The 25,588-nt window shown below is 58.1% G+C and carries 26 protein-coding genes; 10 read left to right on the forward strand and 16 right to left on the reverse strand.

Annotated elements, in window-relative coordinates; all coding sequences use genetic code 11:
- Positions 1-70 precede the first annotated feature (70 nt).
- The 6 genes from galU to ACTIEN_RS07535 are packed head-to-tail and all read left to right on the forward strand — an operon-like array spanning position 71 to position 7,343.
- On the forward strand, positions 71-961 hold the full coding sequence (galU, locus tag ACTIEN_RS07510; RefSeq protein ID WP_439522503.1) for a UTP--glucose-1-phosphate uridylyltransferase GalU: 891 nt from the start codon (positions 71-73) through the stop codon (positions 959-961).
- Positions 962-1,945, forward strand: a complete 984-nt coding sequence (gene galE / locus ACTIEN_RS07515) for a UDP-glucose 4-epimerase GalE (RefSeq protein WP_439522592.1) — start codon at positions 962-964, stop codon at positions 1,943-1,945.
- The gene (locus tag ACTIEN_RS07520) at positions 1,926-3,143 is read left to right on the forward strand and encodes a glycosyltransferase (RefSeq protein ID WP_439522504.1); all 1,218 of its coding nucleotides are present in this window, start codon (positions 1,926-1,928) and stop codon (positions 3,141-3,143) included. The genes galE and ACTIEN_RS07520 overlap by 20 nt, the downstream gene beginning before the upstream one ends.
- Before the next feature lie 43 nt (positions 3,144-3,186).
- The gene (locus ACTIEN_RS07525) at positions 3,187-4,197 is read left to right on the forward strand and encodes a glycosyltransferase family 2 protein (RefSeq protein ID WP_439522505.1); all 1,011 of its coding nucleotides are present in this window, start codon (positions 3,187-3,189) and stop codon (positions 4,195-4,197) included.
- The gene (locus ACTIEN_RS07530; protein ID WP_439522506.1) at positions 4,194-5,900 is read left to right on the forward strand and encodes a DUF5927 domain-containing protein; all 1,707 of its coding nucleotides are present in this window, start codon (positions 4,194-4,196) and stop codon (positions 5,898-5,900) included. Before ACTIEN_RS07525 ends, ACTIEN_RS07530 begins: the two co-directional genes overlap by 4 nt.
- A 3-nt stretch (positions 5,901-5,903) precedes the next feature.
- Positions 5,904-7,343 (forward strand): sulfotransferase family 2 domain-containing protein, encoded by a 1,440-nt coding sequence (locus tag ACTIEN_RS07535; protein WP_439522507.1) that lies wholly within the window; start codon positions 5,904-5,906, stop codon positions 7,341-7,343.
- An 11-nt stretch (positions 7,344-7,354) separates the two neighbouring features.
- Here ACTIEN_RS07535 and ACTIEN_RS07540 read toward each other — a convergent pair whose 3' ends face one another.
- The 6 genes from ACTIEN_RS07540 to ACTIEN_RS07565 form a co-directional block, all read right to left on the reverse strand.
- Complete coding sequence (locus ACTIEN_RS07540) at positions 7,355-7,819, reverse strand: PTS sugar transporter subunit IIA (protein WP_439522508.1); 465 nt, start codon at positions 7,817-7,819, stop codon at positions 7,355-7,357.
- A 42-nt stretch (positions 7,820-7,861) separates the two neighbouring features.
- A complete protein-coding gene (gene hpf, locus ACTIEN_RS07545) occupies positions 7,862-8,425 on the reverse strand; it encodes a ribosome hibernation-promoting factor, HPF/YfiA family (RefSeq protein WP_439522509.1) in 564 nt (187 codons plus the stop codon).
- 224 nt (positions 8,426-8,649) lie between these two features.
- Positions 8,650-9,408, reverse strand: a complete 759-nt coding sequence (lptB, locus tag ACTIEN_RS07550; RefSeq protein WP_439522510.1) for an LPS export ABC transporter ATP-binding protein — start codon at positions 9,406-9,408, stop codon at positions 8,650-8,652.
- Entirely contained in the window at positions 9,408-9,890 is a 483-nt protein-coding gene (locus tag ACTIEN_RS07555) for an LptA/OstA family protein (protein ID WP_439522511.1), read from the reverse strand. Before ACTIEN_RS07555 ends, lptB begins: the two co-directional genes overlap by 1 nt.
- Positions 9,890-10,483 (reverse strand): LPS export ABC transporter periplasmic protein LptC, encoded by a 594-nt coding sequence (lptC, locus tag ACTIEN_RS07560; RefSeq protein ID WP_439522512.1) that lies wholly within the window; start codon positions 10,481-10,483, stop codon positions 9,890-9,892. The genes ACTIEN_RS07555 and lptC overlap by 1 nt, the downstream gene beginning before the upstream one ends.
- Positions 10,484-10,497: 14 nt before the next feature.
- A complete protein-coding gene (locus tag ACTIEN_RS07565; protein WP_439522513.1) occupies positions 10,498-11,112 on the reverse strand; it encodes a ribonuclease D in 615 nt (204 codons plus the stop codon).
- Positions 11,113-12,022: 910 nt separating this feature from the next.
- On the opposite strand from ACTIEN_RS07565, the gene ACTIEN_RS07570 reads away from it, so the two are divergent.
- Positions 12,023-12,712, forward strand: coding sequence for a sugar transferase (locus ACTIEN_RS07570; protein WP_439522514.1), 690 nt, complete (start codon positions 12,023-12,025; stop codon positions 12,710-12,712).
- Here the strand turns inward: ACTIEN_RS07570 and ACTIEN_RS07575 are convergent, their stop codons facing one another.
- From ACTIEN_RS07575 to ACTIEN_RS07585, 3 genes are all read right to left on the reverse strand, one after another.
- Positions 12,713-13,267: an NADPH-dependent FMN reductase gene (locus ACTIEN_RS07575; protein ID WP_439522515.1), complete on the reverse strand. Its 555-nt coding sequence runs from the start codon at positions 13,265-13,267 to the stop codon at positions 12,713-12,715.
- Between the two features lie 130 nt (positions 13,268-13,397).
- On the reverse strand, positions 13,398-14,051 hold the full coding sequence (locus ACTIEN_RS07580) for an OmpA family protein (protein WP_439522516.1): 654 nt from the start codon (positions 14,049-14,051) through the stop codon (positions 13,398-13,400).
- Between the two features lie 115 nt (positions 14,052-14,166).
- Positions 14,167-15,012, reverse strand: coding sequence for a methylated-DNA--[protein]-cysteine S-methyltransferase (locus tag ACTIEN_RS07585; RefSeq protein WP_439522517.1), 846 nt, complete (start codon positions 15,010-15,012; stop codon positions 14,167-14,169).
- Positions 15,013-15,132: 120 nt separating this feature from the next.
- On the opposite strand from ACTIEN_RS07585, the gene nth reads away from it, so the two are divergent.
- Together nth and ACTIEN_RS07595 are read left to right on the forward strand one after the other, a co-directional pair.
- A complete protein-coding gene (gene nth, locus ACTIEN_RS07590) occupies positions 15,133-15,777 on the forward strand; it encodes an endonuclease III (RefSeq protein ID WP_439522518.1) in 645 nt (214 codons plus the stop codon).
- Complete coding sequence (locus ACTIEN_RS07595; RefSeq protein ID WP_439522519.1) at positions 15,774-16,766, forward strand: adenosine kinase; 993 nt, start codon at positions 15,774-15,776, stop codon at positions 16,764-16,766. Before nth ends, ACTIEN_RS07595 begins: the two co-directional genes overlap by 4 nt.
- Positions 16,767-16,837: 71 nt before the next feature.
- On the opposite strand, the gene ACTIEN_RS07600 is transcribed toward ACTIEN_RS07595, so the two are convergent.
- The 5 genes from ACTIEN_RS07600 to ACTIEN_RS07620 form a co-directional block, all read right to left on the reverse strand.
- Positions 16,838-18,007, reverse strand: coding sequence for a winged helix-turn-helix domain-containing protein (locus ACTIEN_RS07600; protein WP_439522520.1), 1,170 nt, complete (start codon positions 18,005-18,007; stop codon positions 16,838-16,840).
- Positions 18,008-18,104: 97 nt separating this feature from the next.
- On the reverse strand, positions 18,105-18,563 hold the full coding sequence (locus ACTIEN_RS07605; protein WP_439522521.1) for a DUF305 domain-containing protein: 459 nt from the start codon (positions 18,561-18,563) through the stop codon (positions 18,105-18,107).
- Between the two features lie 248 nt (positions 18,564-18,811).
- A complete protein-coding gene (polA, locus tag ACTIEN_RS07610; RefSeq protein ID WP_439522522.1) occupies positions 18,812-21,616 on the reverse strand; it encodes a DNA polymerase I in 2,805 nt (934 codons plus the stop codon).
- 123 nt (positions 21,617-21,739) lie between these two features.
- On the reverse strand, positions 21,740-22,360 hold the full coding sequence (locus ACTIEN_RS07615) for a Pr6Pr family membrane protein (RefSeq protein ID WP_439522523.1): 621 nt from the start codon (positions 22,358-22,360) through the stop codon (positions 21,740-21,742).
- Positions 22,357-22,542 carry a zinc-finger domain-containing protein gene (locus tag ACTIEN_RS07620; protein ID WP_439522524.1) on the reverse strand — a complete coding sequence of 62 codons (186 nt, stop codon included), beginning with the start codon at positions 22,540-22,542 and terminating at the stop codon, positions 22,357-22,359. Before ACTIEN_RS07620 ends, ACTIEN_RS07615 begins: the two co-directional genes overlap by 4 nt.
- Before the next feature lie 76 nt (positions 22,543-22,618).
- Between ACTIEN_RS07620 and ACTIEN_RS07625 the strand changes: the two genes are divergently transcribed.
- Positions 22,619-23,539: an ABC transporter ATP-binding protein gene (locus ACTIEN_RS07625; RefSeq protein WP_439522525.1), complete on the forward strand. Its 921-nt coding sequence runs from the start codon at positions 22,619-22,621 to the stop codon at positions 23,537-23,539.
- 86 nt (positions 23,540-23,625) lie between these two features.
- Here the strand turns inward: ACTIEN_RS07625 and ACTIEN_RS07630 are convergent, their stop codons facing one another.
- The gene (locus tag ACTIEN_RS07630; protein ID WP_439522526.1) at positions 23,626-23,997 is read right to left on the reverse strand and encodes a histidine triad nucleotide-binding protein; all 372 of its coding nucleotides are present in this window, start codon (positions 23,995-23,997) and stop codon (positions 23,626-23,628) included.
- 11 nt (positions 23,998-24,008) lie between these two features.
- Positions 24,009-25,586 carry a DUF5928 domain-containing protein gene (locus ACTIEN_RS07635; protein WP_439522527.1) on the reverse strand — a complete coding sequence of 526 codons (1,578 nt, stop codon included), beginning with the start codon at positions 25,584-25,586 and terminating at the stop codon, positions 24,009-24,011.
- Between the last annotated feature and the right edge of the window lie 2 nt (positions 25,587-25,588).

Here is a 25,588-nt window from a genome sequence, read left to right on the forward strand (position 1 = left end):
TACCCCTGAGAGCAATACTGTGGCATATCAGATAACGCGCAGTAAGACGCGACCAAAAAGGAGCAGCCCGATGCGTAGAAAAGTCACCAAAGCCGTTTTCCCTGTTGCGGGGCTCGGCACACGCTTTTTGCCTGCAACGAAATCCGTTCCCAAAGAAATCATGACCCTCGTGGATCGCCCATTGGTGCAATACGCCATTGATGAGGCGCGCGCGGCGGGAATAAAGGAATTCATCTTTGTCACCTCGCGCGGGAAAAGCGCGCTTGAGGATTACTTTGATGAATCTCCCATCCTGGAACAGGAATTACGCAAGAAGGGTAAGACCGACATCCTCGAGGATCTGAAATCCACAAATATGGAAAGCGGCGCAATTGCGTATATGCGCCAGCACAAGGCGCTTGGCCTGGGGCATGCGGTCTGGTGTGCGCGTCGTCTGATCGGGAACGAACCCTTTGCTGTCATGCTGCCCGACGATGTGATCGCGGCCGAAAAACCGTGCCTGCAGCAGATGGTCGAAGCCTATGAGGAAACCGGCGGCAACATGGTTGCGGCCATGGAAGTCCCGCGAGAGAAAACGTCGAGCTATGGTATCCTGGACATCAAGGAAGACATGCAGTCGATGGTTTCCGTCAAGGGCATGGTGGAAAAGCCAAAGGTCGAAGATGCGCCTTCGAACCTTGCCGTGATCGGACGGTACATCCTTGATCCGAAGGTTCTCAAGAACCTCAACAAGCTCAAGACAGGGGCCGGGGGCGAAATCCAGCTGACGGATGCCATTGCACAGGAAATCGACGGAACCGGTGTCTACGGCTACCGTTTCCGTGGACAGCGGTTTGATTGTGGTTCCAAAGCCGGGTTCCTGCAGGCCACCGTGGCCTTCGGGTTGGCACGCGACGATCTGAAAGATGATCTGCGCGCATTCCTGAATTCGGTCATGCAAATCGACAACGCGGCAGAGTAACTGATGGACATACTTGTCACGGGCGGTGCCGGTTACATCGGCTCGCATGCCTGCAAGGCGCTGGCACAGGCCGGGTTTACACCGATCACCTTTGACAATTTCTCGACCGGGTGGCGCGATGCCGTCCGGTTCGGGCCGTTTGTCGAAGGCGATCTGACGGACCGCGCGTCGATTGACCGGGTGTTCGAAAAGCACAATCCCAAGGCCATACTCCATTTTGCCGCGCTAAGCCGTGTGGACGAGGCGATGAACAATCCCGGCCTTTACTGGCGCAACAATGTCCTTGGGTCACTGAACCTTGTCGAAGCGGCGGTGGCGCATGGGTGCCTTGATCTCGTGTTCTCATCGACCTGCGCGACCTATGGCGATCAGGACAACGTGGTCCTGAACGAAACCACACCACAAGAACCGCTGAACGCATACGGTGCGTCCAAACAGGCGGTTGAGCGGATTCTTCATGATTTCGGTGTCACGCACGGGATGCGCCATGTGATCTTTCGCTACTTCAACGTGGCCGGGGCCGATCCCGAGGCACAGGTCGGCGAATTCCACCGCCCCGAGACACACCTGATCCCCATCGTTCTGGATGCGGTGGCGGGTGTGCGGGATGGTGTGACGATTTACGGGACGGATTACCCGACCGAGGATGGCACCTGTATCCGCGATTATGTGCATGTGTCCGATCTTGTGGATGCGCATATCCTTGGGCTGCGTTGGTTGCTGGATGGCAAGGGCAGCCGGGATTTCAACCTTGGCACTGGGTCGGGATTTTCGGTGCGCGACGTGATCGATTCCGCGCGGCGTGTGACAAACCGGGACGTGCCAACCACGCTGGGCGACCGGCGCGGGGGCGACGCGATCAAGCTGGTGTCGGGGTCAAGCCGGGCCGAGGAAGAACTGAACTGGCAGCCACGCAAGTCGACCATGCCACAGATGATCGAAGACGCATGGCGGTGGCATCAAGTTGCAGACTACCGCGAATAGTCCAGCCTCTGCGCATCTTCTGGACGTGACCCGAACGGTCAGTCGGGCGGGACTGCGCCCAACCGGGATCGACCGGATCGAACGGGCCTATATCGAACATCTGGCAATGGACTCCGCGCCGCTCTTCGGGCTGGTGCGCACACGGCTGGGGTATCTGCTGCTGGACAAAGGCGGCTGCACGGCACTTCTGACCCATTGCGATGAACCGATCTGGAAGACGGCGGATCTGATCTCGCGCCTGTCGCGCAAAGGGGACGCGGCGCGTGCCAGGACGGAAAGCGGCTTGCGCAGGACTGCGCTGGATCGCGCAACCCCATCACGGCTTGGCAAGATGCTCGGGCGGCATCTTCCGCGCGGAACCGTGTACCTGAACTCGGGCCAGACCAATTTCAACGACCGGACCATTCACGCGCTGCGGGGCTGTGACGGGCTTCGGATCGGGATCTATCTGCATGACACGATCCCTCTGGACTGGCCGGACACGCAGACACAGAAATCCCGACTGGCCTTCAAACAGGCCTTCGCGCGGGTGGATCGCCATGCCGACCTTGTGATCTGCAATTCACACGACACCAAAGCGCGCATTCTGGGCCATACACAGCATCTGGAGGCCGACCGCGTCCATGTGATCTGGCCCGGATTGCCTATGATGAAGATTGGAACAGCGCCGCAGGGTCCGTGGTCGGGACACCCCTATTTCATGGCCATTGGCACAATCGAGCCGCGCAAGAACATCGGATTCCTGCTGGATCTGTGGACCGAGTTTGCAGGACCGGACGATCCGCATTTGATCCTCTGTGGGCGCAGGGGATGGATGAACGAAGAGGTGTTCGCCCGATTGGACCGGCACCCAGCGAATGTTCACGAGGTCTTTGACCTTGCCGATGACGCGATGTGGGCGCTCTTGCAGAACAGCAACGGCCTCTTGTTTCCAAGCTTTGCGGAAGGGTTCGGATACCCGGCAATCGAAGCCGCGCATCTGAAAGTGCCGCTGATCTGCAACCCTTTGCCCGTCTTCAAAGAGGTCTTGGGTGAATACCCTATTTACGCAGGCGAATCAGAACGCTACGCTTGGCGCAACAATATTGAGCAACTGGCGCAAAGACGTTGGGGCGAAAGCGGTGAGCAGAAAAAAACGGGGTTTCTGGCGGCCCTGACGTGGCAGACACATTTCAAGAAGCTGTTTACCGTTCTTTGATACCTTTGCGTGGCTTGCGACCTAACGAACAGGCAGCTGACTCTTGGGAGTGGTGCAAAGATATGGGTTACGACTCCAGCGCAAACGCTGGAGGCTTCGCGCGTTTCGAAAACGCCGCGAACTGAAACCTGTCGCAAATCGCACTGACCTTATCCGAAAAACCGACATTCTTCTGTTCTGTACCTTGCGGAACGAAGGCGTTCGCCTGCCGTATTTTCTTAAGTATTACCGCGAGATGGGTGTGTCCCATTTCTTTTTCGTCGATAATGACAGCACCGATGGCACGGCCGAAATGCTGGCGAAACAGCCGGATGTTTCCGTCTGGCACACGCGCAAAAGTTATAAGCGGTCGCGCTTTGGCATGGACTGGATGAATTGGCTGCTGCGCAGATACGGGCATGATCACTGGTGCCTGACCGTCGATCCGGACGAATTCTTTGTCTACCCGTTCTGCGATTCCCGCCCCCTGCCCGCGCTGACGGACTGGCTTGAGGCGTCTTCGATCCGGTCGTTCAGCGCGATGTTGCTGGACATGTATCCCAAGGGCCGGATTGACGCGGTGCCGTATCAGGCGGGCCAGAACCCGCTTGAGATCGCGTCGTGGTTCGATTCTGGCAACTACACGCTGAAACGCAATCACATGTTGGGCAATCTCTGGATTCAGGGGGGGCCGCGTGCGCGGGTCTTTTTCCCCGATCGTCCCGAGGCTGCGCCGGCGCTGAACAAGATCCCGCTGGTCAAGTGGGACAGCCGCTATGTCTATGTCAGTTCGACCCACATGCTTTTGCCCCGTGGCTTGAACTATGTGTATGACGAATGGGGTGGCGAAAAGGCATCCGGCGCCTTGCTGCACACCAAGTTCATCAGCACGTTCAACGAAAAGGCGATGGAAGAGCTGAAACGCCGCGAACATTATGCGGGCAGTCAGGAATATGTCGCCTATGCCAGTGCGCTACAGGACAATCCCGAACTGTGGTGCAAGTGGTCCGAGAAATACATCAACTGGCGACAGCTTGAGATCCTGGGTCTGATGTCGATGGGCAACTGGGCATGAGCATCGGAATCATCATGCTGGCTCACACCGCGCTGCATCGCGCGGAACAGGTGGCCCGGCATTGGACCAAGGCGGGTTGCCCGGTTGTGATCCATGTCGATCAGATTGTGTCCAACAAGCGCTACAAGATCTTCGTGGAACGGCTGAGCGATGATCCGTTGGTGCGCTTTTCGCGTCGGCATCGCTGTGACTGGGGCACATGGGGATTGGTCGCCGCAAGTCAGGATGCCGGAGAAAAGATGCTGGCCGAATTCGAAGATGTCAGCCATGTCTACCTGACCTCCGGATCATGCCTGCCGCTGCGCCCGGTTCAGGAACTGATTGATTACCTCACGGCGCGACCCCGCACCGATCACATCGAAAGCGCCACAACGGCGGATGTGCCGTGGACAGTTGGCGGCCTTGATGAAGAGCGTTTTACCATGCGGTTCCCGTTCTCGTGGCGGCGCAACCGGTATCTGTTCGACCGCTTTGTCGAAGTGCAGCGCAAGATCGGATACAAGCGCCAGATCCCAAATGGTCTGACCCCGCACATGGGAAGCCAGTGGTGGTGCCTGACCCGACAGACACTGACGTCGATCCTGCATGACCCCAGGCGCAAGTCATATGACCGCTACTTCCGGCATGTCTGGATTCCGGATGAAAGCTATTTTCAGACATTGACCCGGCTTTATTCCACCAATGTGGTCAGCCGGTCCCTGACCCTGTCGAAGTTCGATTTTCAGGGCAAGCCGCATATTTTCTATGATGACCATCTGCAATTGCTGCGCCGGTCGGATTGCTTTGTTGCACGCAAGATCTGGCACAACGCCGATCGGCTTTATGAAACCTTCCTGAGCCCAAAACCCGGAGAGTTGAATCTGCAGGAACCCAATCCCGGCAAGATCGACCGTATCTTTGCCAAGGCCGTGGATCGCAGAACGCGGGGGCGTCCGGGGCTTTACATGCAAAGCCGCCATCCCAACGAGGATTGGGAAAATGGCGTGACGGCAGCCAAATATTCGGTGTTCCAGGGCTTCACAGAGCTCTTTACCGATTTTGAGCCGTGGTTGGCACAAGTGACGGGCGCGCGGGTACACGGCCATCTGTTCGCGCCAGATCGGGCACATTTTGCCGAAATGCAAACCGTGATGAACGGGGCACTGTCGGACAATGCGACCTTGCGCGACTATGACACCAAGATGTTCCTGACGAACCTCTTGTGGAACACGCGCGGTGAACGCCAGTGTTTTCAGCTTGGACCAGGCAGCACACGTCATGTGATCTGGGACATTGCAAAAGACCCGAACGCGCAGGTGTCGGTGATCAGCGGGGCGTGGGCGATCCCGCTGTTTCAATCGAATCGCAGCTTTGCCGATCTGCGCCGCGAGGCGGCCCAGTTGCAGAAGATCGAGACCGAAATGCTTGATGCGCTCCGGTCCCCCTATTCCAAATGCCGCAAGCGTATCTGGACTATGGCGGAATTCATCGAAAGCCCGATGGAGGCGATACAGGTCATTGTGGACGAGATTGGGTTCCAGCCCAACCGCCGCCTGACCGAAGCGCCTTTGATGGTCGATCTGACGGGCTTTGGGCAATTTCTGCAAAACCTCAAGAACCAGGGGATGCACCCCTATCTGATGGGCGATTTCCCGGCCGATCCGATCGCGCATGGACCCGGCCGCACTGCACCGCGTCCACGACCCTATCTTGTGAAGAAATAAATCGTGGCCCAAGACTTTGATCTTTTTGTCGTTTTCGCGGAAATGCGAACCGGATCGAATTTGCTTGAGGACTATCTCAACCAGATCAGTGGCATCACCTGCCATGGCGAGGCGTTCAATCCGAACTTCGTCGGCTACCCGAACAGCACTGATATACTGGGTGTCTCGCAGCGGCAGCGCGAAGACAACCCGGACACGCTTTTGCGGACCATCCGGACCGGCACTATCGGGCTTGGCGGGTTTCGGTATTTTCATGACCATGACCCACGGATTCTGCCCACCCTCCTGTCGGATCGGCGTTGCGCAAAGATCATTCTGACGCGCAATCCGCTGGACAGCTATATCAGCCTCAAGATCGCGCGGGCGACGGATCAATGGAAGCTGACCAACGTCAAGAACCGCAAGATTGCGCAGGCGCATTTCGATCTGCATGAATTCGAACGCCATATCGGGCGCAACCAAAGCTTTCAGATTGAGATCATGCGCGCGCTACAGGTCACCGGGCAAAGCGCGTATTACATCGGCTACGACGACCTGCACGACACCGAAGTGTTAAGTGGACTGGCGCATTGGCTGGGTGCGCAGGCCGATCCAGATGCGTTTCAGACCAATCTCAAACCGCAGAATCCGCAGCCTTTGTCCGACAAGGTGGCGAATTTTGATCAGATGGAAACGGCGCTGCGCGGCCTTGACCGGTTCGACCTCACCCGCACCCCGAATTTTGAACCACGGCGCGGGCCGGTTGTGCCCTCCTATGTCGCCTGCAACCATCATCCGCTGCTTTACATGCCGATCCGCTCGGGGCCCGAGGACCAAGTTACGGAGTGGATGTTCTCTCTGGATGGCGATGGTTCGGACCTGATCACCAAGTTCAACCAGAAGACGCTGCGTGGCTGGATGCAGGAACATCCCGGTCATCAGCGCTTCACCGTGCTGCGTCATCCTCTGGCCCGCGCGCACACCGCATTCTGCGACAAGATTCTGGACACCGGGCCGGGAACCTTTTCCAAGATTCGCCAGCAGTTGATCCGCTATCACGATCTCCAGCTTCCCGAAAATCCGAACGACCCGGCTTATGATCTGCGTTCCCACAGGGCGGCTTTCGACGGATTTTTGCAGTTTCTGCGGTCCAACCTGAACGGACAAACCAGCGTCCGGGTCGATGCGCATTGGGCCAGTCAGGTCACCTGTCTGCAAGGTTTGTCGGATTTCTGTCTGCCCGATCACGTTCTACGCGAAGACGACCTGCCCGAGGCGCTGCCCCGTATGGCTGGAAAATTTGGATTGGCAACAGTACCAGAGATGCCGCGACGGGACCACCCGCATCATCATCGCCTTGTCCAGATCTACGATTCACAGTTGGAAAAACTGTGTCGTGACGCCTATCCGCGCGACTACATGATGTTCGGATTTTCGGATTTCGACATGACAAAGCCCACCTGAGCGGGCTTTGGTCACGCAGCCTGAACTGCCGCCGCTTCGGTGATGATCGTGTGCAACGTTGCCGGATCGGGGTTGGCCCGCAATTTTGAGCAGAAACTCTGATCGCGCAGGGTGCGGGACACCAAAGCCAGCGCCTTGAGGTGTTCGACACCGGCATCTTCCGGCGCAAAAAGCGCAAAGATCACATCCACCGGCTGACGATCGACCGCATGGAAATCAAGCGGCTTTTCCAGCAGGATAAAGACCCCGACCACCGACTCGACCCCGTCAAGCCGCGCATGTGGCAGGGCGACGCCATGGCCCACACCGGTGGGGCCAAGGCTTTCGCGTTCCAGCAGCGCCTCAACAGCTTGTTGCGCCGAGATGCCATAGGCCGACTCCGCGACATCGGCGATGTCATGCATCAAGCGCTTCTTGCTGGATGCCGATGTCACGGCCTTGACGGCCTTTGAATTCAACAGGTCTGCAAATTTCATGTGCTGCTCGTTTTTTGGACGAACGTCGCCCGTATCCTGAATTTACGGATCAATCCAGCCGATGTTTCCATCGTCCCGGCGATATACGACGTTTACACCGTCCTTTTTGTCATTTCGAAACACCAGAACCGGCAGTCCCGCTATTTCCATTTGCATCACCGCTTCGCCGACCGTCAGCGACGGAATCTGAGTTTCCATCTCTGCGACGATGATCGGCTGCAGAGACTCTGGCTCGTCGGCCTGCGTGTCCACGTCGCTGGCGAGGATATATGAGGATGCCCCAAAAAGTTCAACAGGTTCTGTCCGGTCCTTGTGATGGTCCTTCAGACGCCGTTTATAGCGGCGCAACTGTTTGTCCATTTTTTCGCAACAGGCGTCAAAAGCGGCATAGATCTCTGTCGCATGCGCCTTGGCCGTTGCGTTCAAACCGGTCGACAGGTGTACAACTGTCTCACAAACAAATTCGTGGGCGCTTTTGGAGAAGACGACGGTCGCATCCGTCGGACGACCGGCATATTTGCCAAGCATCGCTTCCAGTTCAGTCTGCACATGAGTCTGAAGCGCTTCACCAACGTCTATCTGCTTGCCGGTTATCTGGTAACGCATAGGATATCCTTTTTATTGTTCTAGTTTTGCAGCCGACCGGCGCCGGCATTGCCGGATCGCGGATCGAAAACAAAAGAAATCTGGCGTGCCGACCGTTGTGTTTCCTTGTCCAGCCGGGATGGCAGGCAGTGCAGAACGTGACGGTCTGTATCATCAATCGCCATGCCACCATTTCAATCCCGAGATGGCTGCCTGTCAATCATTTCTGTCAAATGCAGCGGGAATTATCCGATCCGGAAACTGTCACCCAGATAGACGCGGCGCACGTTCTCATTGCGCACAACTTCGTCCGGAGAGCCGGACATGAGAACCTTGCCATCGTGCAGGATATAGGCGCGATCCACGATTTCGAGCGTCTCGCGCACATTGTGGTCGGTGATGAGCACACCGATGCCGCGCTTCTTGAGATCAGCCACAAGGTGACGGATGTCCCCCACGCTGATCGGATCGACACCGGCAAAAGGTTCGTCAAGCAGGAGGTACTTGGGATCGGCCGCCAAACAGCGCGCAATCTCGACCCGGCGACGCTCGCCCCCGGAAAGGGCCAGGGCCGGAGCACGGCGCAGATGTTCTATCGAAAATTCGCCCAACAATTCCTCTAGCCGTTCGCGCCGTTTGTGGCGGTCCGATTGGCTGATGTCGAGAATCGCGCTGATGTTGTCTTCGACGCTCATGCCGCGAAAGATCGACATTTCCTGCGGCAAATATCCGATGCCCATGCGCGCACGGCGGTACATCGGCAGGTAGGTCACGTCTTGTCCGTCGATAAGAACCTGACCACCTTCGGGGTTCACCAGACCGGCGATGGCATAAAAGGACGTTGTCTTGCCGCTCCCATTCGGGCCCAGCAGCGCCACCACCTCGCCGCGCCGCACTTCAAGCGACACATCGCGGATAACGACCCGCTTTTTGTAGCTCTTGCGCAGGTGGCGGACGACCAGTCCACTTTGACCTTCGGTCACGGACAGGCTTGGCGTCGACATCAATTGTCGCCCGATTGGAACACGGTGCGGACACGGCCGGCCATCTGCGCGGTTCCGTTTTCCAGGTCAACATCCATACTGTCGGACACCAGCGTATTGGCACCCTGAGTCAAAAGCACATTGCCCAGCATCCGAATGGTGCCGCGATTGACCTCGTATTCTGCCGTGTCGGATTCGGCCGCCTGATCGCCATTGACGAGCGTCACACCACCCGTTGCCTCGAGCCGTTCCACCCCGCTCTGGTTTTCCGTGTAAAACACAAGCACCCGTGGCGCAGTGAGGCGCATCTCGCCCTGACCGATGATGACATTCCCGGTAAAAAGCGCCGATCCGTCATTCTGCGAAACAGAAAGCGCATCCGCACTGACCTCAACCGGAAGTGACGTATCCTGTTGCACGGTGCCGAACGCAACTTCGGTGCCTTGGGCATTTGCCGCCGTTGCAAGACCAAGCATCACAACGGTCATCACTGTTCGGATCATCACTCAGCCTCGTCTTGTTGCGGCGTGTATATCAGCTTTACCCCATCCGTGAACAGCAACTGAATATCTGCGGTCTCGCCTGTCTCTTCAACTCGGAGCTTTCCCGCCGAAAGGGTAAGGCCGGGTCCATCCGCCTGGACGGGGGCGGTGCTTTCGATGGCCACGCGGTCTATTGCGGAATTCAATCCGTCCGTTCGAACCGTATAGCCAGACGTGCTTTCCAGCGTGACGCCGTCGCGCAACAGCAGGCGGTCCCCCTCTTCCATCTGGCCGACGGTGGCATTGATGACAATGCGATTGCCGTTCTCGATGTCAATGACGGCACGCAGATCGTCTGCGGTCATGTTCGAACTGTTGGCATCTGTGATCCGCGCCTGACGGGCAGCCAGCGTCAGACCCTGACCACCTTCTGTTGTCCCGGCGTAGAACGGGCCACCAACCTGCTCACTGGTGGTCGGGTCCGCACCGCCGGTCAGGACGGGCAGCGTCGCAATCGGGTCCGGCCCGCGCGAATAGAGAAAGATGGTCGACAGAAGGATAAGCGCACCAAGCGGCAGCAGAATCTTGAGCCAGGCTATGAGGCGCGAATACATCTTCGGGTCCGCAATCAGGAATGTGCGAAGATATCTGTCTCCGGCCAGCCAACAAGGTCAAGTTGCGCCCGCACTGGCAGAAAATCAAAACACGCCTGCGCGAGCTCTGCGCGGTCTTCACGTTCAAGCATGGCCTGCAACGCATCCCGCAGCTTGTGGAGATACAGAACGTCTGACGCCGCATATTCGACCTGCGCCTGGCTTAGCGTCTCGGACCCCCAGTCGCTGGATTGCTGCTGCTTTGATACGTCGACACCCACAAGTTCCTGCAACAGCACCTTGAGCCCGTGACGATCCGTGTAGGTGCGCACAAGCCGGCTTGCGATCTTGGTACAATAGACCGGCGCGGTGACAACGCCGAATGCGTTTTGCAGGGCGGCGATATCAAAGCGGCCAAAGTGAAACAGCTTGAGCACCGATGGATCGGTCAAAAGCTTTTCGAGATTTGGCGCAGAGGTCTGGCCTTTTTCGATCTGCACCAGATGGGCCGTCCCGTCCCCACCGGACAGCTGGACGACACACAGCCTGTCGCGGTGCGGATGCAGACCCATCGTTTCGCAGTCGATGGCAACCTCCGGCCCCAGATCAAGATCATCGGGAAGATCGCGCGCGTAGACTTTGTGGGACATGGGACACCATTCTGGTTTAAAGGCAACGACCCGCAGATAGACATTCGCAGAAGCTCGCGCAACCTGTGCAACCTTGCCCCAGTTTTACCCGATTCTCTGAATTCGGGCACGATTTGATCCAAATTGTGGCAGATGTCATCGCTGCCGCGTCCCAATTCCGCCAAATATATTTCAATTTGTTTCACCTCGTGATCATGCCCATTTCCACCTGCCCAGCGTGAATACCGACCCTGTTGTTGCATCAGTTTGAAACATTGCGTTCTTGGATTGTCCACTAATCAGGAACAGTCACCGCACCGCAGCGACCGCGGCGTTTTTCGAATACTGTTTCCATAAGAGAGACAGTATTCGGATTCACGTCATAATTGATGCGGTGTTGCAGCAAATTTTCGGCACAATTCTGCATCCGCAGCATGATTGAACACGAAAGCCACGAATTCCGTTTGGAATCTCTATGGTCAGAAAAAGACGCCAGACGCGCAACTTAGAGAGCATCTCAACCCCGAGCGGAAGATTGCTCACGAATTGTAAAAAGTGATTTTACCGCGCCCAGTTCGAAAATGGGCTGGAAAAACAATCGGCCCAAGGTTGATTACCTCTTGGGAATACACGGGAAAGTTTCCCCCCATTCTGAAAGTTGACCTAAATAAGGCATAGGGTCATAAACACGACATCGACAGGCAGGACACATTCCTGCCACGTTTTAGATTGGCACTTGGGGGTTGGTGCTTCCACTTGGGAGTTGCGTTAGGTTCGTCTGCTGAAGTCTGCCACTTAGTCTGAAAATCTGAATTTCGGCTTGCGTTGCCGAAACTGATGTTTGTCGCCGCGTGCGCCAAACAACCAGATCTTGCATGCCAAAGGTAGCTCCGCGGTCGGCCCCAGCACATAGGGTCAAAAGGGTGTTCTCATGACACTGCACATTCGCCAACCGCTGCCTGGCACCGATATCGAAACACTGGTCAACGCGGCCTTTTCGAAGACCGAACCAAAAAGCATCTACCGCGATCACTTCAAGCGCGGTGTCGATATTTTTCTGGTCCTGATGGCGGCTTTGCCGGTTGCGATCATTCTTGGCGTGTGCGCTTTTCTTGTCGCCAAGGATGGTGGATCGCCGTTCTATCATCAGACCCGTATCGGCCGGTTCGGCAAAACCTTCAAAATGTGGAAACTCCGCAGCATGGTGGCGAACGCCGATGAGGCTCTTGAGGCGCATCTCGTTAACAACCCGTCGGCGCGGGGCGAATGGAACCGCAATCAAAAGCTTCGCAACGACCCGCGGATCACAAAGATCGGTCACATCCTGCGCAAGACGTCACTTGATGAACTGCCCCAGCTTTGGAACGTGCTCAAAGGCGACATGTCGCTGGTAGGCCCCCGCCCGATGATGGTGGATCAGCAGGCGTTGTATCCCGGTTCGGCCTATTATGCGCTGCGCCCCGGTCTGACCGGCTTCTGGCAGGTGTCCGTGCGCCACGAAAGCAGCTTTGCAGAGCGCGCGCAGTATGATGCGGAATACCTGAGCAAAGTCACCCTCGCTCAGGACATCTCGGTGATGTGGAAGACAATCAGCGTTGTGACCAAAGGGACCGGCTGCTGATCAGGGCGTCCGGTTGGCTTCGGCAAGCCGGCGCAGGGTCTGCATCAAGTCATCAAGCGCTTTTGCGTTGATCTCATTGGTCAAATGCCCGTCGTCGCCCCATTGCGTCGACGTCGCGGCGACCATGACTTCCGGGCCAGTGATCAGCAAAGGGCGAAACGGCGTCAGGCAAAGCCGCGCCATGTTCTGGGTCCGCTCACCACCCGCCCGACCGGCAGCGGCGGACATGATCGCAACAGGCGTATTGGACCAGGGCGTGCCCTTGGTCCGACTGACCCAGTCCAAAGCGTTCTTCAGCACGCCCGAGATGCCCTTGTTGTACTCTGGGCAGGCAACGATCACCGCATCGGCAGAAGCGATCTGGTCCGATAGCGTCTGCACGGCTTCGGGAATGCCAGAACTTTCTTCAAGATCACCATCATAAAGCGGCAGACGCAGATCACCCTCGATAAAATCCGCAGCACCAAAACGGCGCGACGCCTCGTGCATCAGCAGCCGATTGGTCGACGCCTTGCGCAATGAGCCGCACAGGCCCACCAATTTCAAATCCGCCATCATCTGTCTCCTGAACTGTCGCAGTGCAAACTGTATCGCGCAAGGGAGGAGGCAACCCAACGCCCCGTAGATAGACACAAAAAAGCCCGCACCAAATGGCGCGGGCTTTGATTGTGTAACAGATCGCGGATCAGGCGTTCGGCAGGATCACGATCTCAACGCGACGGTTCTGTGCCCGGCCGTCAGGTGTCAGGTTGCTTGCGATCGGCTGATCTTCACCGCGACCAATGCTCTGGACACGGAACGACGGAACGCCTTCGTTCATCAGGATATTCGCAACGGCCTGCGCGCGCTGGCGCGACAGGTTCTGGTTGTAGTTGGCATCACCGGTGTTGTCGGTGTGACCCACAACCTGAACCGTTGTGTCAGGATAGGCCAACAGGTTCTGACCCACCGTGCGCAAATCACGCTGGAGATCGGGACGCAGGTTGGCGCTGTCTGTTGCGAACAGGATGTCCTGCGGCAGTGTCACGATAAGACGGTCACCGGTGTTGCGGATGGTGACGTTGTCATTGCCCATCTGCGCGCGCAGGTCTGCTTCCTGTTTGTCGAGACGATTTCCGATGATGGCACCGCCGCCGCCGCCGATCGCTGCGCCAAGCACAGCGTTGCGCCGACGCTCTTCTGGGTCGTTCCCCATCAGGGCACCGATCGTCGCGCCCGCGCCCGCACCGATCAACGCGCCGGACTTGGTCTGGCGGTTGGGGTCGTTCGGGTCGGTACAGGCCGACAGCAAGATCGCGCCGCAAAGGGCCGTGGAAAGGGAAAGTTTGGAAAGTGTCATTGGATTGCCTCTATTACCTGTGCCCGATTGTAGGGGTCTCGTGGTTGCTATGCGATAGCATACCCCGGCAGAACCCCTTTGTCGTGGGGAAATCGGCACATTTCCGCGCATGCCCTCACGCTTCGGCGCGCGCGGATTCCCATGCAAGGATGCTGCGTTTGACCGGCAATCCCCAGTGATAGCCCCCCAACCCACCGGATTTCCGCATCGCCCGATGGCATGGGATCAGGTAGCTGATGGGGTTGCGACCAACGGCTGTGCCAACCGCACGCACAGCTTTGGGATGGCCGATGAATTCGGCGATCTCGGAATAGGTGGTAACGTGGCCTGACGGAATCTGCATCAGCGCTTCCCAGACCTTGATCTGAAACGGGGCGCCGATCATGAAAAGGGGCACGTCGCACTTTGCCTGTCCAAACGCACCGCGCACCCAAGGGGCAAGACGGTCGGGCGCTTCCTGATATGTGGCATTGGGCCAACGGCTGCGCAAATCCTCCATGGCCTCATTCTCGGTGCATTCCGACGCAAACCCGATCCCGCACAGGCCTTTGTCAGTGCCCATGACAAGGGCGGGGCCAAACGGGCTTTCAAACCATCCCCAGAAGATCGTCAGCCCATCGCCACGGCGGGCAAAGTCACCGGGACTCATCGCTTCCCAGCGCAGGAACAGGTCGTGCAACCGTCCGCCCCCCGACAAGCCAGAGGCATGGGCCGTTTCCAGCGTCGTGAATCGTTCCGACAAAAGCGCCTTCGCGTGGCCCAGCGTCAGATATTGCTGATAGCGCTTCGGGCTGACCCCGACCCAACGCGAAAACACACGCTGAAAATGCGCGGGACTCATGTTCATTTCGGAGGCCAGTTCATCCAGCGATACAGACGGCCCGCGCCCGTCGATGATATCAAGCGCGCGGCGCATGACATTGAAGTGATATCCTTGGCTATCTTCAGCAAGGTTTTGCATCCGACCCTCCTTTGCGACCCTTGCACCAAGATGTATCCGAATGGGCACGCCCCATGCGACCCGAAACCTGCGCAAGTTGAGTGCTTGCCCCTCCGGCATCCGCGCGGCATATGAAGCGTCATGGCCAAGCAACTTGACTATCACTCCATTCGCGAGATTTTCACGCGATTTCAGGCCGCCGAGGCTGAGCCCAAAGGCGAATTGGATCATGTGAATGCCTACACGCTTGTGGTGGCTGTCGCCCTGTCGGCACAGGCAACCGATGCGGGCGTGAACAAGGCAACCCGCGGGCTGTTCAAGATCGCCGACACGCCGGAGAAGATGCTGGCTCTGGGTGAAGAGGGTGTGACCGAGCACATCAAGACCATCGGCCTTTACCGCAACAAGGCCAAGAACGTCATCAAGCTTAGTCGCATTCTGGTGGATGACTACGGCGGCGAAGTTCCCAATTCCCGCGCCGCGCTGGAAAGCCTGCCGGGAGTCGGGCGCAAGACCGCCAACGTGGTGCTGAACATGTGGTGGCATTATCCGGCCCAGGCCGTGGACACTCATATTTTCCGCCTCGGCAATCGCAGCGGCATCTGCCCCGGCAAAGATGTGGTCGCAGTCGAGCGTGCCATCGAAGACCACATCCCGGTCGATTTTCAGCAGCACGCGCATCACTGGATGATCCTGCACGGGCGCTACACCTGCGTCGCGCGAAAACCCAAATGCGGAGCATGTCTGATCCGCGATCTCTGTCAATTCGAGGACAAAACCGAATGAGCAAGAAGTACCAGGTTGTCGGCATCGGCAACGCCGTTGTCGACGTGATTGCACGGGCCGAGGATACGTTTCTGGACCTGATGGGTATTCAGAAGGGCATCATGCAACTGGTCGAACGCGACCGCGGCGAAACGCTTTATGCCGCGATGAAGGAACGGACCCAGACACCTGGCGGATCGGTCGCGAACACGCTGGCCGGTCTGGGGAACCTTGGGCTTCGAACCGGGTTTATCGGACGTGTCCACAACGACGCCTTGGGGCGCTTTTATGCGGACGCGATGGAAAAAGACGGCACCAGCTTTGTGAACGCGCCGGTTTCGGGTGGTGAATTGCCCACATCGCGGTCGATGATCTTTGTCTCCCCGGACGGAGAGCGGTCGATGAACACCTACCTGGGCATCTCGGCGGAACTCGGCCCCGAGGACGTGTCCGAAGACGTGGCGGCCGAAGCCGAAATCGTGTTTCTGGAAGGCTATCTTTTCGACAAGGACAAGGGCAAGGACGCCTTCATCCGCACCGCTCGCACCTGCCGGGCGGCGGAGGGAAAGACCGGCATCGCGATCTCGGATCCGTTCTGCGTGGAACGCCACCGGGCCGATTTCCTGAACCTGATCGAGAACGAGATGGATTATGTGATCGGCAACGAGGCCGAAATCATGTCGCTTTATCAGAACAACGACCTTGAGTCCGATCTCGCGGCTGTGGCTGCGATTTGTCCGCTGGTTGTCTGCACCCGCTCGGGCGATGGCGTCACCATCATCCGCGAAGGAGAGCGCACGAACATTCCGGTGAACAAGGTTGTTCCCGTAGACGCGACCGGCGCGGGGGATCAGTTCGCAGCCGGGTTCCTCTATGGTCTGGCCACAGGCCGGGACATGCAGACAAGCGGCCGAATGGGATGCGTCGCAGCCGAGGAAGTGATCTCGCATATCGGGCCGCGCCCGGAAACGGATTTGGCCGCTCTGTTCCGCAATGCCGGGTTGATGTGAGGCCGGAATTTCGGGCAGTGATCGGGCGGTGACCGCCACCAAATCGTATCGGTCGACCGAAAGCCCCCGTGTTATGGCGTGTGCCACACCAAGGTGTTCACCTTTGCAAGGCGGGCGAGTCGCGTCAGTTCACCATCCAGTTTCTGCATCCGCTGTTTTGATGGTCTGACGCCGGGTTCCCACCACAGGTTTTGAACGGTCAGCTTGTCTGATGCACGGTCTGCCTTGGCCTCGATCCGGCCAACAAACCGGTCGCCTTCAAGCAGCGGATAAACGTAATAGCCCCATTGGCGTTTGGCGGCGGGAACGAACATTTCGACGGTATAGTCGAACCCGAACAGCCGCTTGAGGCGGGTTCGGTCACGGATGGCGGGATCGAACGGGTTGAGGATGCGCAATCGCGACGTGGGCTGTGTCAGTGTGGCCAGTCGGGATTCAATTGCGGGGCAGGCAAGGGACTTGGTCCAAGCGCCATCCGCTGACTGAATCTCGACCGGAACCAACGTTGGCGCATGGCGCACCGCCCAGTCCGACACCTCACGAACGTCGGTGGCGTCCCAGAATTTGCGAATTTCGCCCAGGGTGCCAAAGCCGATGCGCTCGAGCGCAGAATGGCACAACCAATCAATCTGATCCCGGTCCGGAACCTCTTGCTGATGCAGATGCGCGGGAAAGACACGTTCGGCAAGATCGTAATACTTGGTAAAACCGTCGCGGTGACAGGTGGCCAGTTCGCCCGCATACCAAAGATAATCCAACCCGATCTTGTGCGGCGGCCGCTTCCACATCTCGCGTTTGCCTTCGACCCTCGTGTCGAAATCATGGGTGGACAGCGGGCCTTCGTCAGCGATGCGCTTTTTGATCTGGCTCAGATCGCGCGGATCAAGATGTTTGCCATACCACGAGGATCGACTGACCTTGTCTTTCATGCGACGGAACTGGCGCTGCCACATTGGCAGCATCTCCATCGGCAGAACCGACGCGTCATGGGTAAAATGTTCGAACACCGCACGATCCCGCGCGAGCAGGTGGTCCAGCATCGGCTCCCGATAATTCTGGTTGCGACTCCAGAGAATGTGATGATGCGCGCGGGATACGACCTGGATCGTATCCAGCTGAACAAAGCCAAGACTGTGGATAAGCGCTGCCGTGTCCAGCAGGCCTGTCGGTGTGTCGCCAAGACCATGGGCCGAAAGCCAAAGGTGCCGGGCGGTGCGGTTCGGGATCTTGAGAGGGGTCACACAGGCTCCGGATCAAGTGGATACAGAGCGAATGCTAGGACAGCCCGTGTCAAAGGCCCATCCCATCCGGCGGAAATTCCGCGTGTGCGCGCGCAACTCACTCGGTCGATCGGGGCGTCCCCGGCGCGGCATCGCCATTGGCTTCGATGTCCGCGATATAACGTTTCATCTCGGCGATCTCGTTGCGCTGGGTTTCGACGATGGCAGCCGCCAGCGCCACAACACGCGGGTCCGAAAGGTTGGCCCGTTCGCTGGTCAGCACGGCGATGGAGTGGTGTGGAATCATCGCCTTCATCCAGGCCAGATCGCCGATGGTCGCCTGGGACCGGACCAGGCCGACACCGAGGGCAAAGGCAAGGATACCGCCTGCGAAGATCGCGATATTGGCAGCGCGGTTGGCATACATGCCCAACATGAACGCCAACATGATCACAGCCATGGTGCCGCCCATATACAGCGCCATCCACATCCGGGTCTGTGAAAAGAAGACGTGATCCAACGCGTAGGTGTTCAGATACATCAGCCCGAACATCACAACGGTAGAGGTTCCGATCATCGCGAAGAAGCGCAGGTAACTGCTGGATCCATGATTCGAGTGGGATGGTTTGGAGTGCGGGGTCGGTGTGGTTTCTCGTGTCACGGCGATGTGCTTCCGGTCTGTCCTTTGCAGGTAAACGCGGACAGGAAGCAATGTGTTCCGTTGCTCACGCGGCGCAAATGGGGCACGACGGTTGCTGCTTGGTGGGCAAGGCTCTTGAAAGAGCCTTTATAAGAGATTTCGAAATCTCTTCGCCCGTGGCACGTTCAGTGCGCTTCAGCCCAGTTCTTGCCCTGTCCGGCGTCCGCCACCAAAGGCACGGTGAGTTTGATCACCGGATCAGCGGCCCCTTCCATGATCTCGCGGGCAACCTTGATCAGCTCGTCTTCAGCCCCCTCTTCCACCTCGAACAATAGTTCATCATGCACCTGAAGCAGCATCTTTGCTGGCAGATCCCTGATCGCATCTGGCATGCGCACCATGGCGCGGCGGATGATGTCGGCGGCTGTGCCCTGAATCGGCGCATTGATCGCGGCGCGCTTGGCAAACCCGGCGCGCGGACCCTTGGCGCTGATCTCGGGTGTGTGGATCACCCGTCCGAACAGGGTTTCCACCCGGTTGTGTGTCTTGGCAAAGTCGGTCGTTGCGTCCATGTAGGCCCGGATTCCCGGAAACCGTTCGAAATATCGGTCGATAAAGCCCTGCGCCTCGGCGCGCGGAATGCGCAGGTTGCGGGCAAGACCAAAGCCGGAAATGCCGTAGATCACGCCGAAATTGATGGCCTTGGCCTGACGGCGCACATCGGGTGTCATGTCCTCCAGCGGCACATTGAACATCTCGGACGCGGTGGCGGCGTGAATGTCCTGTCCATCGCGAAACGCCTGCTTGAGCGCTTCGATATCAGCGATATGCGCCAGGATGCGCAGTTCGATCTGCGAATAGTCCAGTGCCACAAGGGTCTTGCCCTGTTCCGCCACAAACGCCTCGCGGATACGGCGACCTTCCTCTGACCGGATCGGGATGTTTTGCAGGTTCGGGTCGGTGGACGCGAGACGCCCCGTGTTCGCCCCGGCGATGGAGTAGGACGTGTGAACGCGGCCCGTATCCTTGTTGATGTGATCCTGCAAAGCGTCCGTATAGGTCGATTTCAGCTTGGAAAGCTGCCGCCAGTCCAGCACCCGGCGCGGCAGTTCATGTTCCGTGGCAAGGTCTTCAAGCACATCCGCGCCAGTGGCATAGGCTCCGGTCTTGCCGCGTTTGCCACCTTCCAGCGCCATTTCGTCAAACAGGATTTCGCCCAGCTGCTTGGGCGAACCGACATTGAACTTGCGGCCCACCAATTCGTAAATCTCGTCTTCCAAACCGGCCATCTTCTGGCTGAAGGCATTCGACATGCGCGACAGCGTATCGCGGTCAACCTTGATGCCGTTGCGCTCCATCTGGGCAAGGACCGGGACCAGCGGACGCTCCATCGTCTCGTAGACGCGAGTGACCTTGACCTGATGAAGCTGCGGTTTGAACATGAGCCAAAGGCGCAGCGTGATCTCGGCATCCTCGGCGGCGTATTTCACCGCTTGGTCAATCGGCACACGGTCAAAGGTGATCTGGCTTTTGCCGCTGCCCAGCAAATCCTTGATCGGGATTGGCGTGTGACCGAGATAGCGTTCGGACAGCGTGTCCATGCCGTGGCTGTGCAGACCTGCGTTCATGGCATAGGACATCAGCATCGTGTCGTCGATCGGATCAATATCGACGCCGTATCGGGACATGATCTTGGTGTCGTATTTCATGTTCTGGCCGATTTTCATCACAGCCGGATCTTCAAGTAGCGGTTTCAGCGCCTTTAGCGCGTCATCCATCGGGATTTGACCCTCGGCAAGCGCGTCAGAGCCAAAAAGCCCTTCACCACCTTCCGCTTTGTGGGTCAATGGAATGTAGCACGCCTTGCCCGGAGTAACGCTAAGCGAGATACCAACCAGATCGGCGGTCATGTCGTTGAGACCGGTGGTTTCGGTATCAAACGCCACGCGACCCATTTCATGCGCCTCAGCGATCCACGCGTTCAAGGCGTCGAGATCGCGAACACATTCATAGCTGTCGGGGTCCATTGCGGGAAGGTCGGGCGCGTCACCGGCAGGCGGGTTCGCGCCTTCGGGGGTGGTGTCTTCGATCACCGGGGGGGTCACATCCAGTGCTTCGGCAATCCGCTTTGTCAGCGTGCGGAATTCCATTTCGGCCAGGAACGCCAAAAGCGTTTCGGGATCGGGGTCGCGGACCTCAAGATCGTCGAGGGTGAAATCAAGCGGGGTGTCACAGTCAAGTTGAACAAGCTTCTTGCTCAGTTCGATCTGTTCGCGCTTTTCAATCAGGGTTTCGCGGCGTTTGTTCTGCTTGATCTCGCCCGCGCGGTCGAGCAGGTCTTCCAGAGATCCGAATTCGTTGATCAAAAGCGCGGCGGTCTTGATCCCGATACCGGGCGCGCCGGGGACATTGTCCACACTGTCACCGGCCAGCGCCTGCACATCGACAACCCGCTCGGGAAACACCCCGAATTTCTCGAATACGCCTTCGCGGTCGATGCGACGGTTCTTCATCGCGTCGAGCATTTCGACACCGTCGCCTACAAGCTGCATCAGGTCCTTGTCGGAAGAGATGATTGTCACACGCCCCCCAGCCTCGCGCGCCTGACAGGCCAGAGTGGCGATGATGTCATCCGCTTCGTATCCCTCTTTTTCCTCGCAGGCGATGTTGAAGGCAATCGTGGCGCGACGGGTCAGGGGAATTTGCGGGCGCAGATCTTCGGGCATCGCCTCGCGGTTGGCCTTGTACAAATCGTACATGTCATTGCGGAACGTGTGGCTGCCCTTGTCAAAGATCACCGCAACATGTGTGGGCGCGTCAGAGCCGTTATTCCCCTCGACATATTTCTGCAGCATGTTGCAAAAGCCGCTGACCGCACCGATGGGCAGCCCGTCGGATTTGCGCGTCAGCGGCGGCAGCGCGTGATAGGCGCGGAAGATGAAGGCCGATCCGTCGATCAGGTGAAGGTGGTGTCCTTTGCCGAATGCCATGTCGCGCGCCCCTGTTTTCGTGCTGGGCCAAGGTGTGCCACGGACCGCGCGGCGGTGCCAGCAGGAACGTTGGGACTGCCCGCTTGATCGCCACCGATTCCGATCCGCCGACGCGGACGTGCTTCACTCTGCGCCAGCGAACTGCTCAGAGCGCCCAAGCCGTTGGCCTGCCCAGACGATCACGGCACCGACGGCGGAAAAGACCAACAGCAGACCAAGGATGTTAAGCGACGTTTTGAACAGACCCAGATCGGACAGGTTCAGGAAATGGTAGGGATAGCGGCCATCAAACCCCGCACGCACCATGGCAGTGATGCAATAGAGCAGGGGCAGGATCAGCCAAGGCAGGACATCTTTGTAGACCAGTGCGCCCTTGTCCACGAAGACCAGCCAGTAGGCGGCAAACCCAAGTGGCACAAACGTGTGCAACATGTTGTCGATAACCATGTCGATGCCGTTGTAGGTACGCAGGTGTGCCAAAAGGACGTGATAGACAAGCGCGACCATCGAGATCGACAAAAGCAACCCGCTTTGTATCTTGGCCGAGACGCGCCCACCCAACGCCACACGGGCGCAGGCCAACCCGACCAGTGTGTTCGTCCAGAGGGTGAAGAAGCGGTAGTTCAGCCAGAGCGTATCAAGCAAACCCGCCCCTCGGCGTTCCATTCTCAATCCGATGCGCATCGTGATCGTGACAAGAACGGCCAAAGCGAGGATCGCGGCGCAAATCCGTTTGGCTGTCACGACTCCAGAGAGTCAGCAAAATCCCTGTGGACGAATTTCGCGTCGCAATAGCCACACTCGACCCAGCCGGTGTCATGCGGGATCTGCAACCAGACGCGCGGATGGCCCAAAGCCCCTTCGCCGCCGTCACAGGCGATACGATAGCTGTCCACGATCTTGGTTTCGGGCGCTTGCGTCGTCATCAGGTGCGTTCCCTTCACTGGCGTTTTCCACTAGGTGCGGTTTAAGGCGACAGGACGACGGGAGCAAGAGACAGCAATGACACAACAGGACGCCATTGAGATTACTGGTCTGCGCAAGACATATGATGGTGGCAAGGAAGCCCTGAAAGGGATCGACCTGAATGTGCCGCAGGGGTCGGTCTTCGGACTGCTGGGCCCAAACGGTGCGGGCAAGTCGACCCTGATCAACATTCTGGCAGGTCTGGTCACAAAAACGGCAGGCAACGTCACGATCTGGGGCTGGGATCAGGATGTGAACCCACGCCAGTCGCGCGCTTCGATCGGGGTGATGCCGCAGGAATTGAACCTTGATCCGTTCTTTACGCCACGCAGTGCATTGGAGGTGCAGGCCGGGCTTTACGGCGTGCCGAAATCCGAGCGCCGGTCGGATGAGATCCTCGAGATGATCGGCCTGACCGACAAGGCCGAAGCGTATGCGCGCACGCTCTCGGGCGGGATGCGGCGACGGCTGTTGCTCGGCAAGGCGCTGGTCCACAGACCGCATGTTCTGGTGCTGGACGAGCCGACCGCAGGCGTCGACATCGAACTGCGGCAGATGCTGTGGAGCAATGTGCGCAAGCTGAACAAGGAAAGCGGGATGACGATCATCCTCACGACGCATTACCTCGAAGAAGCCGAGGAAATGTGTGACGAAATCGCGATCATCAACCACGGCGAAGTGGTCGCGCGAGACAGCACGCGCAACCTTCTGGGCGCATTGGACGCCAAGACAATGGTGATTCAGGCCGAGAAAGAGGTGGGCGCCTTGCCCGAAGTGGAGGGCATCGGGGTCACGCGACGGGACGATGGCACCCTGGCCGTGACCTATCGGGCGCGACAGACCTCGGCCGAGGATGTTCTGTCGATGCTGCGCGACAATGGCGTGCGGATTCGCGATGTGCGGACCGAGCAAGCCGACCTTGAGGATGTGTTTCTGTCCCTGACCCGGTCGGCCTGATCCGGGCGCGGCCAAGCGTTTTCGAAAACGCTTGAGACCGCAAATTCGAAATTGCGTGCCCTAGGCCTTTGCAAATGCCTTTCACCTCACCGCGCGGGTTGCAGCATCCGCCCAAGCCCGCGTCCGCCGAGGACATGAATGTGCAGATGCGGCACTTCCTGCACCCCGGCCTCTCCGGCGTTCGAGATGATGCGGTAGCCCCCATCCTCCAGGCCTTCCATCTTGCAGACCATTCCCACAGCGCGGTTGAAATCAATGATTTCGGCATCGCTCGCTTCGCGCGCAAAATGGTCATAGCAGACATAGGGTCCCCTCGGGATCACCAGCACATGCACCGGTGCCTGCGGTTGAATGTCCCGAAACGCCAGCGTGTGATCGGTTTCCAGAACGGTGTCGTTTGGAATTTCGCCACGCAGGATTTTGGCAAAAATGTTCTGGTCATCATAGACATAGGCCATGAGGCGGTTCCTTAATCTGCAAAAAGGTGATCGGTGCGCGCGATATCCAGCGCCTGTTCCGGCGCGATCGACAGAAAACTGGCAAGCGCGGTTGCATTGACCTCGATGCTGTCTTCCTCGCGGATGCGGATGTGGTTCTCGAATTCGGCATCGCGGATGCGGTCGCTCTCGTGCAGGATGTCATTGCGGATCGTCGGCAAAAGCCGTTCCAGCGTTTCCGGCGGCGTGCGTTCTCCGGCAAGGCCGACGCGCATCGCGTGACCCGTGAGATAATCGTCGGTGAAGGTGCAATTGACCTCCAGCAGTCGCGTGGTGGCGCGATCCCGGCAGAAATCTTCGAGCAGGTCAAGATTTCCCGGGTCCATGCAGACCACCATGCGGTCGGAATCGTAGTAGTCGAACAGCATCCGCATCAGCGACCGCCGGTGTCGATGCCGTTTGCCCAGTGTCGTCTGAATGCCGCCCATATCCGGCAGGTCTGTGTCCTCTTCGTTGAAAAGATATTCGATGCAGGGGATGTTGGTCAGCTGCCGGATGCGCGAAACAAGGCGCTTGGCAACGTGCCATTTCTTGCACACCACAATGAGCAATTCACGTTCACGGCCCAGGGTACTTTCGGTTTCCCAGAAACGTGGCGCGAACCGGCGACCGATGCGGCCCTTTCCGGTCAGGAACTTGTACAGCGACCGACCCTCGTTCGAGATTTCGAAATTCACATCTTTGGCAGAGTAAAGCGTTCCCAGCCGCTCCTTGAGGACAAGCGCTTCCGGGCTGATCTTGCGGGCAAACAGAAAATCCTGGCTCAGCAACAGATCGAAGTGATCGTTGTAGAACGTGACCGGCATTCCGTAATCCGAAAACATCAGGAAGGTCAGCGTGCGGCATTCGATTTCCTGCTCGGGAACCAGGTGCCGGACCAGCGTCTGAAAGAAGGTTTCGTCGGGAATCCAGGTGGTGCTGAAAAAGCGCTTCACGTCCGGGCGGTTCTTCACGAAGTCGAGAATTGCCTCGACCGTGCGACGGCGCAGGCACCACCATTGGCTGCCGATCTGAATTTCGAGGTCATCGGGGATCTTGCGGGTCAGCCCGAACCGTTGCTGCAGATGATAGCTCTTGTAGAAAATCCACTTGTTCTGTCGTTCGTTGAAGAAATGCCGGTATATCAGCCGCTCTTCCTTCATGCCGGTCTTGATCCAGTCAGACGCGAAGAAATCAAAGCTTTCGATAAAGTCCGCATCCAGCCGGTCAAGATAGCCGTGGGCATATTCAGCCGTCTTGATCGCCTGACAATCCCCGGACAGCATGTAGAAATGCGTCGCCCTTGGAAACGCGTCAACCGCCGCCTCGACTGCATGAAGCGTGGCCTGCACAAGCGACCATTCCCCCCACCCGCATTTGACACGTTTCTTGGCAAAAGCCACGTTGGGATTGTCGGACAGCGCCGTTTGAATGGTCCTGTACGCAGTTGCATCGGCCCGCGCATCAAAGTGGATGGCGATATTGTCCCCGACCGCTGTCAGGCTCAAAGCCTGTCGGATGATTGCGTCCGGGTCCTTGTGACACAGCAATATAAAGGCAATATTTGCCATTC

This window comes from Marivita sp. (assembly GCF_051859345.1).
Lineage (GTDB): Bacteria > Pseudomonadota > Alphaproteobacteria > Rhodobacterales > Rhodobacteraceae > Marivita.

What these genes read in the sequence shown, in the direction of transcription:
- ACTIEN_RS07540 (WP_439522508.1), bottom strand. Translation starts at nt 7,819, where the DNA reads ATGAAATTTGCAGACCTGTTGAATTCAAAGGCCGTCAAGGCCGTGACA.
- galU (WP_439522503.1), top strand. Translation starts at nt 71, where the DNA reads ATGCGTAGAAAAGTCACCAAAGCCGTTTTCCCTGTTGCGGGGCTCGGC.
- lptC (WP_439522512.1), bottom strand. Translation starts at nt 10,483, where the DNA reads ATGTATTCGCGCCTCATAGCCTGGCTCAAGATTCTGCTGCCGCTTGGT.
- hpf (WP_439522509.1), bottom strand. Translation starts at nt 8,425, where the DNA reads ATGCGTTACCAGATAACCGGCAAGCAGATAGACGTTGGTGAAGCGCTT.
- ACTIEN_RS07575 (WP_439522515.1), bottom strand. Translation starts at nt 13,267, where the DNA reads ATGGCGGATTTGAAATTGGTGGGCCTGTGCGGCTCATTGCGCAAGGCG.
- ACTIEN_RS07625 (WP_439522525.1), top strand. Translation starts at nt 22,619, where the DNA reads ATGACACAACAGGACGCCATTGAGATTACTGGTCTGCGCAAGACATAT.
- ACTIEN_RS07595 (WP_439522519.1), top strand. Translation starts at nt 15,774, where the DNA reads ATGAGCAAGAAGTACCAGGTTGTCGGCATCGGCAACGCCGTTGTCGAC.
- nth (WP_439522518.1), top strand. Translation starts at nt 15,133, where the DNA reads ATGGCCAAGCAACTTGACTATCACTCCATTCGCGAGATTTTCACGCGA.
- ACTIEN_RS07620 (WP_439522524.1), bottom strand. Translation starts at nt 22,542, where the DNA reads ATGACGACGCAAGCGCCCGAAACCAAGATCGTGGACAGCTATCGTATC.
- ACTIEN_RS07585 (WP_439522517.1), bottom strand. Translation starts at nt 15,012, where the DNA reads ATGCAAAACCTTGCTGAAGATAGCCAAGGATATCACTTCAATGTCATG.
- ACTIEN_RS07555 (WP_439522511.1), bottom strand. Translation starts at nt 9,890, where the DNA reads ATGATCCGAACAGTGATGACCGTTGTGATGCTTGGTCTTGCAACGGCG.
- polA (WP_439522522.1), bottom strand. Translation starts at nt 21,616, where the DNA reads ATGGCATTCGGCAAAGGACACCACCTTCACCTGATCGACGGATCGGCC.
- ACTIEN_RS07530 (WP_439522506.1), top strand. Translation starts at nt 4,194, where the DNA reads ATGAGCATCGGAATCATCATGCTGGCTCACACCGCGCTGCATCGCGCG.
- ACTIEN_RS07630 (WP_439522526.1), bottom strand. Translation starts at nt 23,997, where the DNA reads ATGGCCTATGTCTATGATGACCAGAACATTTTTGCCAAAATCCTGCGT.
- ACTIEN_RS07635 (WP_439522527.1), bottom strand. Translation starts at nt 25,586, where the DNA reads ATGGCAAATATTGCCTTTATATTGCTGTGTCACAAGGACCCGGACGCA.
- ACTIEN_RS07565 (WP_439522513.1), bottom strand. Translation starts at nt 11,112, where the DNA reads ATGTCCCACAAAGTCTACGCGCGCGATCTTCCCGATGATCTTGATCTG.
- ACTIEN_RS07580 (WP_439522516.1), bottom strand. Translation starts at nt 14,051, where the DNA reads ATGACACTTTCCAAACTTTCCCTTTCCACGGCCCTTTGCGGCGCGATC.
- ACTIEN_RS07605 (WP_439522521.1), bottom strand. Translation starts at nt 18,563, where the DNA reads ATGATCGGAACCTCTACCGTTGTGATGTTCGGGCTGATGTATCTGAAC.
- lptB (WP_439522510.1), bottom strand. Translation starts at nt 9,408, where the DNA reads ATGTCGACGCCAAGCCTGTCCGTGACCGAAGGTCAAAGTGGACTGGTC.
- ACTIEN_RS07570 (WP_439522514.1), top strand. Translation starts at nt 12,023, where the DNA reads ATGACACTGCACATTCGCCAACCGCTGCCTGGCACCGATATCGAAACA.